This is a genomic window from Actinoplanes sp. NPDC048796, assembly GCF_040650035.1.
Lineage (GTDB): Bacteria > Actinomycetota > Actinomycetes > Mycobacteriales > Micromonosporaceae > Actinoplanes.
The window spans coordinates 1,059,680-1,075,008 of the sequence record NZ_JBEZGO010000002.1 but is presented as its reverse complement, the minus strand read 5'-3'; the positions used below and the strand labels follow the sequence as shown (position 1 = coordinate 1,075,008).

The 15,329-nt window shown below is 69.4% G+C and carries 14 protein-coding genes and 2 riboswitches; of the genes, 9 read left to right on the top strand and 5 right to left on the bottom strand.

Features of this window, described 5'->3' with window-relative positions; genetic code table 11:
- Positions 1-75 precede the first annotated feature (75 nt).
- The 4 genes from AB0C26_RS13455 to AB0C26_RS13440 all read left to right on the top strand — a co-directional run bounded on the left by AB0C26_RS13455 (position 76) and on the right by AB0C26_RS13440 (position 5,147).
- Entirely contained in the window at positions 76-1,374 is a 1,299-nt protein-coding gene (locus AB0C26_RS13455; RefSeq protein ID WP_360246399.1) for an ATP-binding cassette domain-containing protein, read from the top strand.
- A 94-nt stretch (positions 1,375-1,468) separates the two neighbouring features.
- Positions 1,469-1,909 (top strand): ATP-binding protein, encoded by a 441-nt coding sequence (locus AB0C26_RS13450; protein ID WP_360246397.1) that lies wholly within the window; start codon positions 1,469-1,471, stop codon positions 1,907-1,909.
- A gap of 78 nt (positions 1,910-1,987) precedes the next feature.
- Complete coding sequence (locus AB0C26_RS13445) at positions 1,988-2,728, top strand: beta-phosphoglucomutase family hydrolase (protein ID WP_360246395.1); 741 nt, start codon at positions 1,988-1,990, stop codon at positions 2,726-2,728.
- 55 nt (positions 2,729-2,783) lie between these two features.
- Positions 2,784-5,147: a glycoside hydrolase family 65 protein gene (locus AB0C26_RS13440; RefSeq protein ID WP_360246393.1), complete on the top strand. Its 2,364-nt coding sequence runs from the start codon at positions 2,784-2,786 to the stop codon at positions 5,145-5,147.
- Between the two features lie 46 nt (positions 5,148-5,193).
- Here the strand turns inward: AB0C26_RS13440 and AB0C26_RS13435 are convergent, their stop codons facing one another.
- Positions 5,194-6,222: a hypothetical protein gene (locus AB0C26_RS13435; protein WP_360246391.1), complete on the bottom strand. Its 1,029-nt coding sequence runs from the start codon at positions 6,220-6,222 to the stop codon at positions 5,194-5,196.
- Positions 6,223-6,225: 3 nt separating this feature from the next.
- Positions 6,226-6,361: riboswitch (cyclic di-AMP (ydaO/yuaA leader) on the bottom strand.
- A 210-nt stretch (positions 6,362-6,571) separates the two neighbouring features.
- A riboswitch (cyclic di-AMP (ydaO/yuaA leader) is annotated at positions 6,572-6,705 on the top strand.
- 3 nt (positions 6,706-6,708) lie between these two features.
- On the opposite strand from AB0C26_RS13435, the gene AB0C26_RS13430 reads away from it, so the two are divergent.
- Positions 6,709-7,773, top strand: coding sequence for a hypothetical protein (locus AB0C26_RS13430; protein WP_360246389.1), 1,065 nt, complete (start codon positions 6,709-6,711; stop codon positions 7,771-7,773).
- A gap of 251 nt (positions 7,774-8,024) precedes the next feature.
- Here AB0C26_RS13430 and AB0C26_RS13425 read toward each other — a convergent pair whose 3' ends face one another.
- Positions 8,025-8,798 carry an ABC transporter ATP-binding protein gene (locus AB0C26_RS13425; protein WP_360246387.1) on the bottom strand — a complete coding sequence of 258 codons (774 nt, stop codon included), beginning with the start codon at positions 8,796-8,798 and terminating at the stop codon, positions 8,025-8,027.
- A complete protein-coding gene (locus AB0C26_RS13420) occupies positions 8,791-9,687 on the bottom strand; it encodes an ABC transporter permease (RefSeq protein WP_360246385.1) in 897 nt (298 codons plus the stop codon). The genes AB0C26_RS13425 and AB0C26_RS13420 overlap by 8 nt, the downstream gene beginning before the upstream one ends.
- A 177-nt stretch (positions 9,688-9,864) precedes the next feature.
- Between AB0C26_RS13420 and AB0C26_RS13415 the strand changes: the two genes are divergently transcribed.
- Together AB0C26_RS13415 and AB0C26_RS13410 are read left to right on the top strand one after the other, a co-directional pair.
- Complete coding sequence (locus AB0C26_RS13415) at positions 9,865-10,467, top strand: TetR/AcrR family transcriptional regulator (RefSeq protein WP_360246548.1); 603 nt, start codon at positions 9,865-9,867, stop codon at positions 10,465-10,467.
- A 66-nt stretch (positions 10,468-10,533) separates the two neighbouring features.
- Positions 10,534-10,884: an Atu4866 domain-containing protein gene (locus tag AB0C26_RS13410; RefSeq protein ID WP_360246383.1), complete on the top strand. Its 351-nt coding sequence runs from the start codon at positions 10,534-10,536 to the stop codon at positions 10,882-10,884.
- Between the two features lie 41 nt (positions 10,885-10,925).
- Here the strand turns inward: AB0C26_RS13410 and AB0C26_RS13405 are convergent, their stop codons facing one another.
- Positions 10,926-12,164, bottom strand: coding sequence for an MFS transporter (locus AB0C26_RS13405; protein WP_360246381.1), 1,239 nt, complete (start codon positions 12,162-12,164; stop codon positions 10,926-10,928).
- 72 nt (positions 12,165-12,236) lie between these two features.
- Here AB0C26_RS13405 and AB0C26_RS13400 point away from each other — a divergent pair, with 72 nt between their 5' ends.
- Together AB0C26_RS13400 and AB0C26_RS13395 are read left to right on the top strand one after the other, a co-directional pair.
- Positions 12,237-13,226 carry a LacI family DNA-binding transcriptional regulator gene (locus AB0C26_RS13400; protein WP_360246379.1) on the top strand — a complete coding sequence of 330 codons (990 nt, stop codon included), beginning with the start codon at positions 12,237-12,239 and terminating at the stop codon, positions 13,224-13,226.
- A gap of 31 nt (positions 13,227-13,257) precedes the next feature.
- Positions 13,258-13,794 (top strand): hypothetical protein, encoded by a 537-nt coding sequence (locus tag AB0C26_RS13395; protein ID WP_360246377.1) that lies wholly within the window; start codon positions 13,258-13,260, stop codon positions 13,792-13,794.
- Here the strand turns inward: AB0C26_RS13395 and AB0C26_RS13390 are convergent.
- Positions 13,781-15,310, bottom strand: coding sequence for a GGDEF domain-containing protein (locus tag AB0C26_RS13390; RefSeq protein WP_360246375.1), 1,530 nt, complete (start codon positions 15,308-15,310; stop codon positions 13,781-13,783). The genes AB0C26_RS13395 and AB0C26_RS13390 overlap by 14 nt on opposite strands.
- Positions 15,311-15,329 lie beyond the last annotated feature (19 nt).

Below are 15,329 nucleotides of genomic sequence, written 5' to 3'. Positions count from 1 at the left end.
CTCGTCGAATAGGGCGGGTCGCGGACCGTAGTGGGACCGGGATCACACTTATGCGCCCGGTAGGGGAGGTAGGCGGTGTCGACCGTCTCGCTCAAAGACGTCACCAAGGTCTGGCCCGACGGCACGGTGGCCGTGGACCACCTGAGTCTCGACGTCGACGACGGTGAATTCCTGGTCATGCTCGGCCCGTCGGGCTGCGGCAAGTCCACGGTCCTTCGGATGATCGCCGGCCTGGAGGATCCCTCCGAAGGGGACATCCTGCTCAACGGCGACCCGGTCCTCGAATTGGCGCCGCGCGATCGCAGCATTGCCATGGTTTTCCAGGATTTCGCGCTATATCCGCACATGACTGTTGGCGACAATATTGGGTTTCCCCTCAAATTGTCCGGTGTGGAGCCGAGTCCTCGCGGCGAGCGGGTGGGTGACGTGGCGTCGGCCCTCGGTATAGGGGACGTCCTGCGGCGCAAGCCGAGCCAGCTCTCCGGTGGCCAGCGTCAGCGGGTGGCCATGGGCCGCGCGATCGTGCGCCGCCCCGGCCTGTTCCTCATGGACGAGCCGCTGTCCAACCTCGACAGCGGCCTCCGGGCCGAGCTGCGCGCCGAGATCACCGGTCTCACCCGTGAGCTGGGCGTCACCACCATGTACGTGACGCACGACCAGGCCGAGGCGCTCACCATGGCCGACCGGGTCGCGATCATGCGCAAGGGGGTGCTCCAGGACGTCGGCACGCCCACCGAGGTGTACGGCCGACCGGCCACCCTCTACGTCGCCGCGTTCCTCGGCTCGCCCCGGATGAACCTGCTCGAGGCCTCGGTCTTCGTGCACCTCGAGCGCTACATCGAGCTCAACTTCGGCGAGCAGGCGCTGTATCTGCCCTGGAACGACATCCGCAGCCGGGCGGTGGCGCACTACCACGGCGAGCGGATCGTGGTCGGCCTGCGGGCCGAGGCGCTCACCCCGGTCGCGCCGGACACGCCGGGCGACGTGCTCCGCGGCCGCATCCGCTACCTCGAGCACCACGGGCACGAGTCGCTGGCCTACCTCGACATCGGCGCCACCGCGATCGTGATCGACGAGCTGGGCCCGGCCGCGCCGAAGGACGTGGCGGAGCCGGGCACCCTCCGGCGGCTCAGCGGGGCCCTCCAGCGCCGGCTCAGCGGGCGCGGGGGCGCCACCGCGGTGCAGACCCGCGAGTCCGAGCCGCACAATGTGCTCGACCCGGGCCGGCACTCCCGCCGCACGGCCGAGCTGGCGGTCCGGCTCGCGCCCTACCCGGCGATCTCTCCCGGCCACCCGCTCAACATCGCCGTCCGGATGGACGCCCTGCACTTCTTCGACGGCCGAGGCGCACGCATAGACGTGGGTTGGCGCTAGTCCCCTTCCGGGTTTTGTTTCGCAGGCGCGTGGTGCCACTGGGGCGGCACACCGCGTAAGCTGCACCACGGTGGAGGAGAGATTGGGCCAGAGAGTGCGTTCGGCTCCGAGCGTGGAGTCGTCGGGCTCAGCCGTCCCTCCATCGGGCGCCGCCGGCCACCTGCTCGACCGCCGTTTCGCCCGGGACGAGATCGCCCTCGTGCGCCACGAGGTGACAGCGCGGTTGCGTGGGGTGGGGCTGACCGGCGACCGGCTTCAGGGTTACATCCTGGCCGTCAACGAGATCGTCACGAACGTCGTGTTGCACGCCGGTGGCTACGGTCGCCTGCTGCTGTGGACGGCCGGCGACTCGGCCTGGTGCTCGGTCACCGACTCGGGCTCGGGCATTCCGGCGCGATACCTGTCCGCTCCCGAGGTTCCCGAGACCTATGAGGTGGGCGGACGCGGCATCTGGCTGGCCTATCAGCTCTGCGACGAAGTCACTGTGGCCACCGGGCCGATCGGTACCACGATCGGCTTGCGGATCGAACTTTGAACAGCGTGTAAACCACCGGACGAATGTGAAGGTGCCCTTCCGGGCTCATCGACGGCGCGGTGCGACTACATTAGGCCGGTGCTCGGACTACCTCCTCACGTAACCGCATGCCTTTTCGATCTTGACGGCGTGCTCACGCAGACCGCTCTTGTGCACAATGCTGCGTGGAAGCAGACGTTCGACACGTTTCTGAAGGCGTGGTCGGCGCAGCACGATCAGGAATTCGTGCCGTTCGACTCCGGCGCCGACTACCACCAGTACGTCGACGGCCGGCCACGAGCCGACGGCGTCCGCACGTTCCTGGCGTCCCGCGGCATCACCCTGCCCGAGGGCACCCCGGACGACGGTCCCGACCTGCTGACCGTGAACGGCCTCGGCAACCGTAAGAACATCCTCGTTCTCCAGAAGATCCAAGAAGGCGCCGTCCAGGTCTACGAGGGCTCCGTGGAGTACCTCAAGGCCGCACAGCAGGCCGGTCTGCGCCGCGCTGTGGTCTCGGCCAGCGCCAACTGCAAAGACGTCCTCGAGGCGGCCGGCATCGCCGACCTGATTGAAGTACGCGTGGACGGGGTAACCGCCCGCGAACAGGGCCTGCCGGGCAAGCCCGCGCCGGACACGTTCCTGTACGCGGCCAAGCAGCTCGGGCTCGACCCGAAGAGCTGTGCCGTCTACGAGGACGCCCTGGCCGGCGTCGCCGCCGGTCGCGCGGGCGCGTTCGGCATCGTGATCGGTGTCGACCGAGTGGGTCAGTCTCAGGCACTTCTGGACAACGGGGCCGACGTTGTGGTTTCGGATCTGTCCGAACTCCTGACGCGTTAGTGCACGTACTCCATTAAGACTTTTCTCCTTCCTCATAGGTACGAGAGGCACCACCGTGATCCGTGAACGGGCATATCCCGTCGACCCTTGGCACATCCGGGAGACTCGCCTCGACCTGGATCTGCTGGCCCAGTCCGAGTCGGTCTTCGCGCTGAGCAACGGACACATCGGGATCCGCGGAAATCTGGACGAGGGCGAGCCGCACGGCCTGCCGGGCACCTACCTCAACTCGTTCTACGAGCTCCGCCCGCTGCCCTACGCCGAGGCCGGCTACGGCTTCCCGGAGTCCGGCCAGACGATGGTCAACGTCACCAACGCCAAGCTGATGCGGCTGCTGGTCGACGACGAGCCGTTCGACGTGCGTTACGGCGAGCTGCGCTCGCACGAGCGCGTGCTCGACCTGCGGGCGGGCACGCTGGAGCGCAACGTCGAGTGGGTCTCGCCGTCCGGCCAGGCCATCCGGGTCCGCACCGTGCGCCTGGTGTCGTTCACCCAGCGGGCCGTCGTGGCGTTCCTCTACGAGGTGGAGCCGCTCGACAGCACGGCCCGGCTGATCCTGCAGTCGGAGCTGGTCGCCAACGAGCAGCTGCCGGCGATGAGCAAGGACCCGCGCGTGGCGGCCGTGCTCGATCACCCGCTGCAGTCCGAGGAGGTCCTCGAGCAGCGCACCGGCGGCCTGCTGGTGCACCGCACCAAGGCCTCCGACCTGCGCATGGCCGCGGCCATGGAGCACCTGGTCGAGACGCCCGGCAAGCACGCGGTGACCACCGAGGGCCACCCCGACTGGCTGCGCACGACAGTGGCCTGCAAGCTGGAGCCGGGTCAGAAGCTGCGCGTGGTGAAGATCGCCGCCTACGGCTGGTCCTCGCACCGGTCGCTGCCGGCCGTGCGCGACCAGGTCGGCGCCGCGCTGGCCAGCGCCCGGCTCGACGGCTGGGAGGGCCTGGTCGACAACCAGCGCGAATACCTGGACGCGTTCTGGGACCACTCCGACGTCCGCGTCGAGGGCGACCCCGAGGTGCAGCAGGCGGTCCGCTTCGGCCTGTTCCACACGCTGCAGGCGGGCGCCCGGGCCGAGCAGCGCCCGATCGGCTCCAAGGGCCTGTCCGGCCCCGGCTACGACGGCCACACGTTCTGGGATGCCGAGACCTTCGTCCTGCCCGCGCTGACGTACACACAGCCCGGCGCGGCGGCCGACGTGCTGCGCTGGCGGCACTCGACGCTGGATCTGGCCCGGGAGCGCGCGCAGACCCTCGGCCTGCAGGGCGCCGCCTTCCCGTGGCGCACCATCCGCGGCCAGGAGTGCTCGGCGTACTGGCCGGCCGGCACCGCCGGCTTCCACATCGGCGCCGACATCGCCGACGCCGTGCGGCGGTACGTGCAGGCCACCGGCGACTACGACTTCGAGCGTGAGTACGGCCTGGAGCTGCTGGTCGAGACGGCCCGGCTCTGGCGTTCGCTCGGCCACCACGACCGGCACGGCCGGTTCCACATCGACGGGGTGACCGGCCCCGACGAGTACACGGCGGTGGTCGACGACAACATCTACACCAACCTGCTGGCGCAGCAGAACCTGCTGACCGCGGCCGACGCGGCCAAGCGGCACCCCGACCTGGCCCGCAAGCTCGGCGTCGACGACGAGGAGACGGCGAGCTGGCGGGACGCGGCGGCCTCGGTCCACATCCCGTACGACCGGGAACTCGGCGTGCACCAGCAGTCGGAGGGCTTCACCCGGCTCCAGGAGTGGGACTTCGAGAACACCCCGCCCGAGGCCTACCCGCTACTGCTGAACTACCCGTACTTCGACCTGTACCGCAAGCAGGTGGTCAAGCAGGCCGACCTGGTCATGGCGATGTACATCCGCGGTGACGCGTTCACTCCGGAGGAGAAGGCGCGCAACTTCGCCTACTACGACGCCCGGACCGTCCGCGACTCGTCGCTGTCGGCCTGCATCCAGGCCGTGATGGCGGCCGAGACCGGCCACCTCGAGCTGGCGCACGACTATCTGGGCGAGGCCGCCCTGATGGACCTGCACGACCTGCACCAGAACTCGCGGGACGGCCTGCACATCGCCTCGCTGGCCGGCACGTGGATCTCGCTGGTCGCCGGGCTCGGCGGCATGCGCGACTTCAACGGCCAGCTGTCGTTCGCGCCCCGGCTGCCCAGCCGGATCAACGCGCTGGACTTCTCTCTGCTCTGGCGGGGCCTGCGCCTGCGGGTGAACGTGACCCCCGAGGAGGTCACGTACTCGCTGCGCAACGGTGGCGGCTCGGCCCGGCTCGTGCTGCTGCACCACGGCAAGGAGGTCGAGGTCACCCAGGTCAAGCCGGTGACCGTGGCCAACCCGCCGGCCATCCAGGCCGGCCCGGCGCCGACCCAGCCCGCCGGGCGCGCCCCGGTGCGGCGCGCCACCGCTTAACCGAAAACGGCCCCCGGGGTTTCCCGGGGGCCGTCTTTCGCCTGTCTCAGAGCATCGACACGTGTACGTGGTCGGTGTGGTCGCTGGGCCCGTGATAGGCGCGCCACTCGCCTTCCGAGGGGAACCAGATCTGCTTGTACCAGATCACGTAATAGATGCCGAGCCGGTCCGCGTTGCGGACCAGGAACGCCATCAGGTTGTTCCCGTACTCCTTCATGTCCGCGTTGTGCGCGACCGAGAAGCCGCTGTTCTGCAACGACCAGTCACAGGCCCGGCCCTTCGGGTGCTCGAACGGCCCGCCGTCGCGGTGACAGCCCACGAACCTGTTGAAGCCCGCCTTCTTCGTCTCTTTGTACATATTCAATGTACGGGCGGTGATGCATCCGCTGGTCGTCGGATCTTTCACGGTGCACGACTCGGGCGAGAAGCCGCCTTCGGAATTGCGCGGCGCGGGTTTGGCCTTCGGCGACTCGGCGAGGACGTGGCCCTGCGTGAGGCCTTCGCCGCCGACCAGGTTGAGGGCCTGGCTGGCCGCCTCCTTCTGCTTCTTCATCGCGACGAGGTTGGTCTGCTGCTTCTTGACCTCGGCGTCCAGTGCCACCTTGGACTTCGTGACCTCGTCGATCGCCTTGTTCAGCTCGCCGAGCTTCCGGTCGTGCTCGGTGTTGATCTCCTCGAGCGACATGGCCCGGGCCAGGAAGTCGTCCGAGCCCTTGCTGCTCAGCAGGAAGCTGGCCGCGTTGAGCTGGCCGAACCGGTACTGCTGGTTGGCGATCGCGTTGACCTCGGGAATCAGCGCGTTGCGGCGGGCCTCAGCCGTCTTGATCTTGGCGGCGAGAGTCTTCTGCGCGGCCGTCGACTTCGCCACGGCGCCCTTGGCCTGGACGAATCGGCGGTTCGAGGACTCGATCAGCTCGTCGAGAGTCAGGTTCTGTTTGCCGGCCGACTCGTCCGGCGCCGCTGACGTGCCGTCGCCGGGCTCGGCGTAGGCCGGAGATATGGGTGACGCCAGGAAAGCGACAGAAACGATCGGCGCCAGGGCAAGCATCAGCCACCGGCGGGGTCGTACGGTCATGCAGGTTCCTTCCGGTTAACCGCCGACCGGGTTAGCTGACGGGTTCGGGACGGAAGCGATCCCTACCGCTGACGCGGATGCACCCCATGACTGACCTGGTTCCCCGGCTCGCCTCACGGCGATTGGGCGGTGGCCGCCGGCACCTCGGGGGCGGTGCCTGGTTAGGCGGACCGGCGGTCAGTTTACCCGAGAACAAGAGAGGCTTCAGGCCTGGCAAAACGTTATTCGCGTAGTCCACCTGTGACATTCAGTAATAGTGGCTACTGTGCGTCGCCATTCAATTGCTTCGCGTGCGATAACTGTCGATCGTTCGATGTCTTCGGTATGGTCGGTGCCGGTCCCCACCCCCCGGGGATCGCCGCCTAATCGTTTCCGGACGAGCCGGGGAACCAATCTTTCCGGGGTGAATCCGCGCCAGCGGTAGGGATCAACTTCCGTCCCGAACCCGTCAGCTAACTCGGTCGGCGGCCGACGGAAGGAACAGGTGTGCGGCAGAAGACTGTCCGGCGACGACTGGCAGCCACCATGGCGATGCTCGTCGCGATCTTTGGTCTCGCGTTAGCGGTGGCCGGCCCGGCGTCGGCCGCGCCGGGCGACACGGGCGACGACGGCGAGGGCGCCCCCAAGACCCTCATCCAGCAGCTCGAGGCCGCCTCCAAGGGGTTCGTCGAGGCCAAGGAGGCGCTGGACCGCTCGCGCAAGCGCCAGACCGAACTGGCGGCCAAGCTCAAGGAGCTCGACAAGCAGCTCGCCCCGCGGCAGGCGGCACTGGACGAGCTCATCCAGCAGTCGTACCGCACCGGGCGCCTCGGCCCGATGAGCGCGCTGCTGTCGGGTGGCTCGTCCGAGGGCTTCCTCGACCGGGCCGAGACGCTCGAGACGATCGCGGTCAAGGAGAACACGGCGGTGGCGGCGCTCAAGAACACCCGCGACGCCCAGCAGGCCGCCAAGGTCGCCATCGACACCGAGGTGCGCAACGAGCAGAAGCAGGTCGCGCTCATGGCCAAGCGCAAGGTGCAGGCCGAGGCCGCTCTGAAGGCCGCCAACACCGGCGGGAACGACAAGACCGGTCAGGACGCGCCGCAGGCCGGCGACAAGGCCGTCAGCTCCTCCAGCAAGCAGAAGGCGGGCGCGGCGCCGCGCGACTCCGACGGCTCGCTGCCCTCCGAGAGCTGCTCCGAGCCTGATCCCACCACGAGCGGGTGCCTGAGTCCTCGGACGCTCAATGCCCTCAAGCAAGCGCAAGCGGACGGCTTCACCCGTTATGTCGCCTGCTTCCGCGAGCAGAACAGCGGTGAGCATCCCAAGGGCAAGGCCTGCGACTTCGCCGCCGACAAGGACGGCTTCGGCGGCGTCGCCACGGGCGCCAGCAAGACGTACGGCACCAACCTCGCGAACTACTTCATCAACAACGCGGACCGGCTGGGCGTTCTGTACGTCATCTGGTTCGAGCGGATCTGGCTACCCAGTAGTGGCTGGAAGGCGTACACCAGAGGAAACGGCGACCCTTCCAGCGACCACACGAACCACGTGCATCTCTCGATGCGATGACATGGCTCCGCTTCGCTCCGCGGGCGATCGCCTTGTAACCGATGAGATGGGGCGCGATTTTCCGCCGTCCGCAAACCCCGCGGCCGTCGAAAAACCGAGCCCCATCTCATCGATGACATGGCTCCGCTTCGCTCCGCGGGCGATCGCCTTGTAACCGATGAGATGGGGCGCGATTTTCCGCCGTCCGCAAACCCCGCGGCCGTCGAAAAACCGAGCCCCATCTCATCGGCGGCGATCGCGGTGTTTTCGGGCTACTTCCGTACGAAGGTCTCGTACTCCTTCATGACGTCGTCAGTCGGGCCGTCGGCACGGATCACGCCCGACTCGAGCCAGATCGACCGCTCGCAGGTGTCGCGGATCGACTGCTCGCTGTGGCTCACCAGGAAGACCGTGCCGGCCTCCTGACGCAGGTCGCGCACCCGCTGCTCGCTGCGCTTGCGGAATTTCGCGTCACCGGTGGCCAGCGCCTCGTCGATCAGCAGCACGTCGTGCTTCTTGGCGGCGGCGATCGAGAAGCGCAGCCGGGCCGCCATGCCGGACGAGTACGTCTTCATCGGCAGGGAGCTGAAGTCGCCCCGCTCGTCGATGCCGGAGAACTCGATGATCTCGGCCGTACGCTCCTTGACCTGGGCCGGCGTCATGCCCATGGCCAGGCAGCCGAGCTCCACGTTGCGTACCCCGGAAAGGTCGTTCATCAGCACCGCGTTCACGCCCAGCAGCGAGGGCTGACCGGCGGCGTAGATCGCCCCGCCGCGCTCGACCGGCAGCAGGCCGGCGATCGCCCGCAGCAGCGTCGACTTGCCGGAACCGTTGGTGCCGATCAGGCCGATCGCCTCGCCCCGGTAGGCGACGAAGCTGACGCCCTTGACCGCGTGCACCTCGCGCACGGCCCCGCTCTTCTTGCCCGTCACGATCCGCTTGAAGCTGGCCAGCGGGCTGTTCGCGCCCGGCGCCACCGAGCCGTAGATGCGGTAGACGATGTGCGCGTCGTCCGCGATGACCGTAGGAACCCGTTCGTCAGCCACGGCCGTAGCCTTTCTCTCCGCGCCAGAAGTACACGTACCCGCCGATGCCCACGAAGACCGTCCAGACCACCGCGTACGCCCAGAGACGCAGCGGCGAGGAGGCCAGCGTCACGTTCTCCATCAGGGCGTGCCGGATCAGCTCGATGAAGACGAGCATCGGGTTGGCTTCGACCAGGGCGAGCTGCCAGCCGCTGAGACGGTCGGAGAAGAACGTGACCGGGTAGAGGACGGCGGAGCCGTACATCCAGATCCGCATGATGTACGGAATCAGCTGCCGGATGTCGGTGACCTTCGCGCAGAGCCGGGACACGAACAGCGCCAGTCCCGCGTTGAAGATCGACTGAAGCACCAGGGCCGGGATGACCAGCAGCCACTCCACGGTGATCGGCTCGCCGGTGATCAGGATGATCGCGACCAGCACAGCGACCGAGGCGATCATGTTCCGGACCTCGACCAGCGAGATCGCGATCGGCAGGCTGGCCCGGGGGAAGTGCAGCGCCCGGATCAGGTTGATGTTCGAGGTGATCGACATCGCGCCGGCCTGGACCACCGATTGGGTGAATCCGAAGATGAAGACACCGGCGCACAGGTACGCGATGAAGTTGTTGGTGTCCTGCTTGGTGTTGAGCAGGAGACCGAAGATCACGTAGTAGACGCCGGCGTTGATCAGCGGCGTCAGCACCTGCCAGATCGAGCCCAGCTTGGTCGTGCCCAGCGAGGCGCTCACCTTGGCGTTGGCGAACGCCGCGATGAAATGCCGGTAGGACCAGAGGTGCCGCGTGTACTCGGCTATGCCGGGGAGTCGCCCGGCCGCCGTCAAGCCGTTCCGCCGGGCCAGCTCCTTGAGCGATTGCCCGGTCTCGGAATCGGCGACCGCCGTCTGAGCCATGGGGTGGTGCTCCGATCTCGTCGGCCCGTGAGGGATGCCGGGCCCTGGAACTTTGCGCGAGAACACTTAAGCAGCATGTCAAGCCGCCGTCGATGGAACGCCTTCGTATCGACGTGCGGAAGGTTAGCCGACCGAACGGCGGAACGCAACCGTTACGTCCTGGCGTATAGTGACCGGGTGGCAACAGGAAAGCGCGCACCAGCCGGAGCGGCTGTACTCAGAGGCGACATCACCGTAGCGATTCGCAACGCCGTGATGAACGAGCTGGCCGAGGTCGGTTACGGCAGGCTCTCCATCGAAGCCGTGGCGCGCCGCGCCGGGGTGGGCAAAACGGCAATCTACCGCCGATGGGGCAACAAACTCGAGATGGTCCTCGAGATTGTTTCCGATGTCGCGGGCCGCAGTGTCCCCCTGCCCGACACCGGAAGCTTCGCCGGCGACCTACAACTGATCATGATGATCGTTCACCGGGCCCTCCAGCACCGCATCGCGTCGCAGATCATCCCCGACCTGATGGCCGAGGCGGCCCGTAACCCGCAGATCGCCGAAACCCTCCAGACGGCGCTGCACACCCACCAGCAGGCGGTCGGCGACAAACTGGTCGGCCAGGCCATCGCCCGCGGCGAACTGCCCGAAGGCACCGACCCCGAAATCGCCGTCGACATGATCCTCGGCCCGCTGTACTGGCGCCTGGCGGTCTCCCGCTCCCCGATGCCGGACGACTACCTCGACAAGCTCACGACGGCCGTCACGGCCGCTCTGAAGTCGACGGCGGCCTGAAAAAGCTCCGATCCGGCGGCCCGTCGCCGAAGGTAGGGGACCCCGTCCCCCCACCCCGGAGCCGCGATGCGCCACCACGCCGAACCCCGCCTCGACCTGACCGTCCTGGACACGGCCGCCCTGCTCGCCATCGCGATGCGCGAGCTGAAGGCGGGCGACGGCCCGCTCGGTGTGGCCCCACCCCGGGCAACCGACCCGGTCGGCTCCTGGCGCAGCGCCGACGGAAGCGTCCGCCTGGACATCAGGACCGACGGCACGTACGCGGGGACGGTGGCCGGGCGCAAGAAGCCGGCACACGGCACCTACCGGCTGGACGGCTCAACTCTCACATTGCGGGATGATTCGGGCCTGAAGACGCCGGTGACAGTGGGCCAGGGAGTGCTGGAGATGGCGGGGCATCGCCTCGGTCCAGCCTGACCGCTGGTTGTCCACAGGCTGCGTTAGTGCTGGGCCGGGGCTTAAGCGGCGGCAGGCTCCGGCTGGCGTTCCGGCTCCTCGGCGGGGATGCCCGGGTCCATGCGGAAGCTCACCGCGGCAAGCGCCAGCCCCGTCAAGGCGAGCAGCACTCCGATCCAGGCCGAGGACAGGTAACCCCAGCCGGCCGCGATGACCGCGCCGCCCAGGGCCGCGCCCGCGCTGTTGGCGACGTTTGAGGCGGACTGGTTGACCGCGGCGCCCATCAGCTGGGCGCCCGGTGCGACGGCGATGAGGCGGGCCTGCAGGGCCGGGCCGATGAACAGGCTGGCCGCGCCGACCAGGAAAGCGCCCAGGAACAACCCGGCCGGGTGACGGGAGACGAGGCCGAACAGGGCGATGGTGGCGATCATCGCGGTGAAGCCGAGCAGGACGCTGCGCCTGAGGTTTTTGTCGGCCGCTACGCCGCCGACCGCGTTGCCGACGGTCATGCCGACGCCCATCACGGCCAGCACCCACGGGACAGCCGACTCGGAGAGGCCCGTGACGTGGGTGGTGACCGGGGCGATGTAGCTGTTCACCGCGAAGAAACCGCCGAAGCCGATGGCCGCGACGGCGGCGGCCAGCCAGACCTGCGGTGAGCGGAAGGCGGCCAGTTCGGAGCGGGGTGAGCCGCCCGGGTTGGCCGGGATCTCCGGGACGGTGGCCAGGACGGCGAGCAGGGTGAGGGCGAAGACGCCGGCCACGGCCAGGTAGGCGGCGCGCCAGCCGGCGGCCTGGCCCAGGCCGGTGATCAGGGGGACGCCGAAGACGTTGGCCGCGGTGAGGCCGCCGAGGACCAGGGCGAAGCCTTTGCCTTCGCTGCCGGGGCCGAGCATGGCCGCGGCGAGCAGGCCGGCCGCGCCGAAGTAGGCGCCGTGGGCCAGTGCGGCCACGAACCGGCCGGCCAGGACGAGTTCGAAGGTGGGCGCGAGCGCGGAGGCCACCGTGCCGACGACGAAGAGGCCGAGCAGGGCGACGACCAGGCGGCGGCGCGGCCATCGGGCGGTGAGGGCGGCGATCGTGGGTGCGCCGGCGACCACGCCCAGCGCGTAGATCGAGATCATCCAGCCTGCCTTGGCCACCGCGTCCGGTGCGGAGTGCGCGTACTCGGTGGGCAGCAGGTCCTGCGCGAGGTTGGGCAGCAGGCCCATGGCGACGAACTCGGTGAGGCCGAGGCCGAAGCCGCCCAGGGCGAGGGCGAGCAGGGCCGCCCAGCGGCGGCCGGAGGTCAGGTGTTCCACGTGATCGACTCTAGAACGTTCTAGTAGCCGTGGCTTTAGAACGTTCTAGTCGTCACAGGTAAAGTTCCGGCCATGAGCCGGACCACGCTGGCCGACGTCGCCGCCGAGGCGGGAGTCTCGGTGGCGCTGGTGTCGATCGTGATGCGGGACGCGCCCGGTGCCAGCGCGGCCACCCGGGCCCGGGTGCTCGAGGTCGCCCGCCGGCTCGACTACCAGCCCGACAACCGGGCCCGCCTGCTGCGCAGCGGGCAGAGCCGGCTGCTCGGGGTCGTCTTCGGCGTCGCCCACCCGTTCCACGACGATCTGCTGACCGGGCTCTACGACGCGGCCGAGCGGGTCGGCTACGAGCTGACGCTCAGCGCCATCACGCCCCGGCGCGACGAGCGGGCGGCCATCGCCGGGCTTCTGCAGGACCGGTGCGCGGCCCTGGTGCTGCTCGGGCCGCTGATCCCGTCGGCCGAGCTGGCCACCCTGACCGGGCGGCTGCCGGTAGTGGCCATGATGCGCTCGGTGCGGCAGCGCCAGGTCGACGTGGTGCGCACCGACGACGCCCGCGGGCTTCACCTGGCCGTCGACCATCTGGTGGCGCTCGGGCACAGCCGGATCGCGCACGTCGACGGTGGCAAGCATCAGCCGAGCTCGGCCGACCGGCAGAAGGGCTACCGCGAGGCGATGCGGCGGCACGGCCTCGAGGCGTACATCAGGGTCGTCGGTGGTGGGCCGGGCGAGGAGGACGGCGCCCGGGCGGCGCGGGAGCTGCTGACCGCCCCGCCGACGGCGGTGACCGTCTTCAACGATCTCAGCGCGGCCGGGCTGCTCGACGTGCTGCGCCGTGAAGGGCTGGCCGTGCCGGGGGACATCAGCGTGGTCGGGTACGACGACAGCAGTTTCAGCAGCATGGCCCACATCGACCTGACCACCGTGGCCCAGGACATCGAGACCATGACGACGCTGGCGGTGGCCCGGGCGGTCGAGCGGATCGACGGCGCGGCCGTGGCCAACCGCGAGGTGGTGATCCCGCCCCGGTTGATCATTCGGGGGACCACCGGGCAGCTCGACTAAGTTCGTCCCTTTTCGCGCCGACCGTAGAGATATGCGGGCTGCGTGGGCGCTGGTGCCGATCCTCCTGCTGGGCGGGTGCGGCAAGTCGGACACGCCGAGCACGCCGGCGACGACCCCGGGAGGGCAGCCATGGGTGCGGGTGTCGTCGGGCAGCCGGACGCCGAGCCCGGTCGTGACCTACACCGGCTCGCCGCGGCCCGGGCTGCCGCCGGTCTCGTTCCTGCCGACCAGCACGGCCTGCGCGGCCGGCTGGCCGGACGCCGACCAGGTGCTGATTCCGATGATCGTGACGCCGGGCGCGGGTTCGTTCTCGGTGCAGTGGCCCAACCGGTTCGGCAACACCTACCGGATCACGGCGGTGCCGCAGGAACTCGTCTCCGGAGCCCAGCCCGATCCGGTATGGAAGACCATCACCACCGGCGCCGAGTGCAACGCCAGCGCGTCCATCACCGGGCTTCAATCGGGCAAGCCGTACGTCATCTGGCTCGACGCCCCGAACACCCCGCGCGGGGTCGACGGATCCAGAAGTCTTTACAGCGGTAAATCAGGAGTAGTCAGGCCGAAATAGTGTTCCGGCCGCTCCACTTGGCCGCGTACAACCGGTCGTCCGCCGCCCGGAAAAGCTCCTCGCCGGTCATGCCCTCCCGCAACACGGCCAGGCCCACACTGACGGTCAAACGCACGCCCGGCAGTACGTCGGAGCGGGCCACCGCCGTGCGGATGCGCTCGCCGACCTCGCGGCCCACCGCGAGATCGCCGCGCAGGAAGACGGTGAACTCGTCGCCGGCGTAGCGGACCGGCACGTCCTCGGCCCGGCAGTGGGCGCGCAGTATGCGGGCCACCTCGCGCAGCGCGCGGTCGCCGGTGCTGTGCGAGTACGCGTCGTTTATCGCCTTGAAGTGGTCGACGTCGACCAGCAGGAGCACCAGCGGCGCGGCCAGCCGGCCCCGGTCGATCCGCTCGAGCAGCAGGTCGAAGCGGCGCCGGTTGTCCAGCCCGGTGAGCGGGTCGCGCAGCACCTCGCGTTCGGCCCGGGCCCGGGCCGCCTCGGACTCCTCGCGCTGGCGGGCCTGGCGCAGCATGCCGAGCCGCTGCAGGCGCAACCGCCACAGCTCGCCGGTCTGCCCCTCGACCGCCTCGAACAGGTCGCGCCCGGCCTGCCCGCCGTCGGCGGCGAGCGCGGTCAGCGCCATCTCGAACCGGATGATCGTCTGCTCGTCGGGGCGCGGGCCGAACGCGCACAGCTCACGGGCCGCGACGAACTCGGTGCGGGCCTCGGTCAGCGCGCCCTGCTCGCGCAGGCTGATGCCGAGCGCCAGGTGGGCCATCCGGGCGTACCGGTAATTCTCGGTGGCCCGCAGCGGCAGCACGGCCTCGCGGACGGTCTTCTCGGCGAGCACGTCGTCGCCCAGCTTGGCCAGGGCCAGGGCCAGCATCGCGGTGGCGGCCAGGTCGTCCGGCCGCTGCTCGACCTGGCGCCGGGTGATGGCGGCGCTGCGGCGCAGCCGGGTCGCGCCCTCGTCGTGCCGGCCGACGTGGCTCAGCCGCAGGCCCCAGTGCAGCAGCGTGGCCGCGTGGACCAGGCCGAACTCGGGGTGGGTGACGCTGAGCCGCTCGTACGCCTCGGCCGCGGTCTCGTACATCTCGGCCGTGGACGCCGCCTCGGCGAACGAGCACAGCGCCGACACCCAGCGGTCACGGTCGTGGTGGTCGCGGTCGAGCAGCACGGCCGCGCGGGCGAGGTTGCGCATGCCGTCGACGAACCGGCCGCGCAGCACGTCGAACTGCGCGAGGTCGCACAGCACCTTGGCCTCGCCGAGCATCGAGCCGGCCGCCCGGTGCAGGCGCAGCAGCCGCCCGCCGAGTTCGGCCGCCTCGGCTATGCGGCCCATGTGCAGGTTGGCGTACATCTTGCCCTGGACCAGGAAGGTGATCGTGCGGTCGTCGCCGACGGCCCGGGCGAGGGCGAGGTAGGCGTCGGCGGCCTCGATCGCCTCGCGACCGCGCCCGGTCGTCGCCAGCCGGTGTACCCGGAGCGCCAACAGGTGGAGCGGCCCGAACGCGGTGACCGGCACGGGAAGCATGTCCCCAGTATCAACAAAA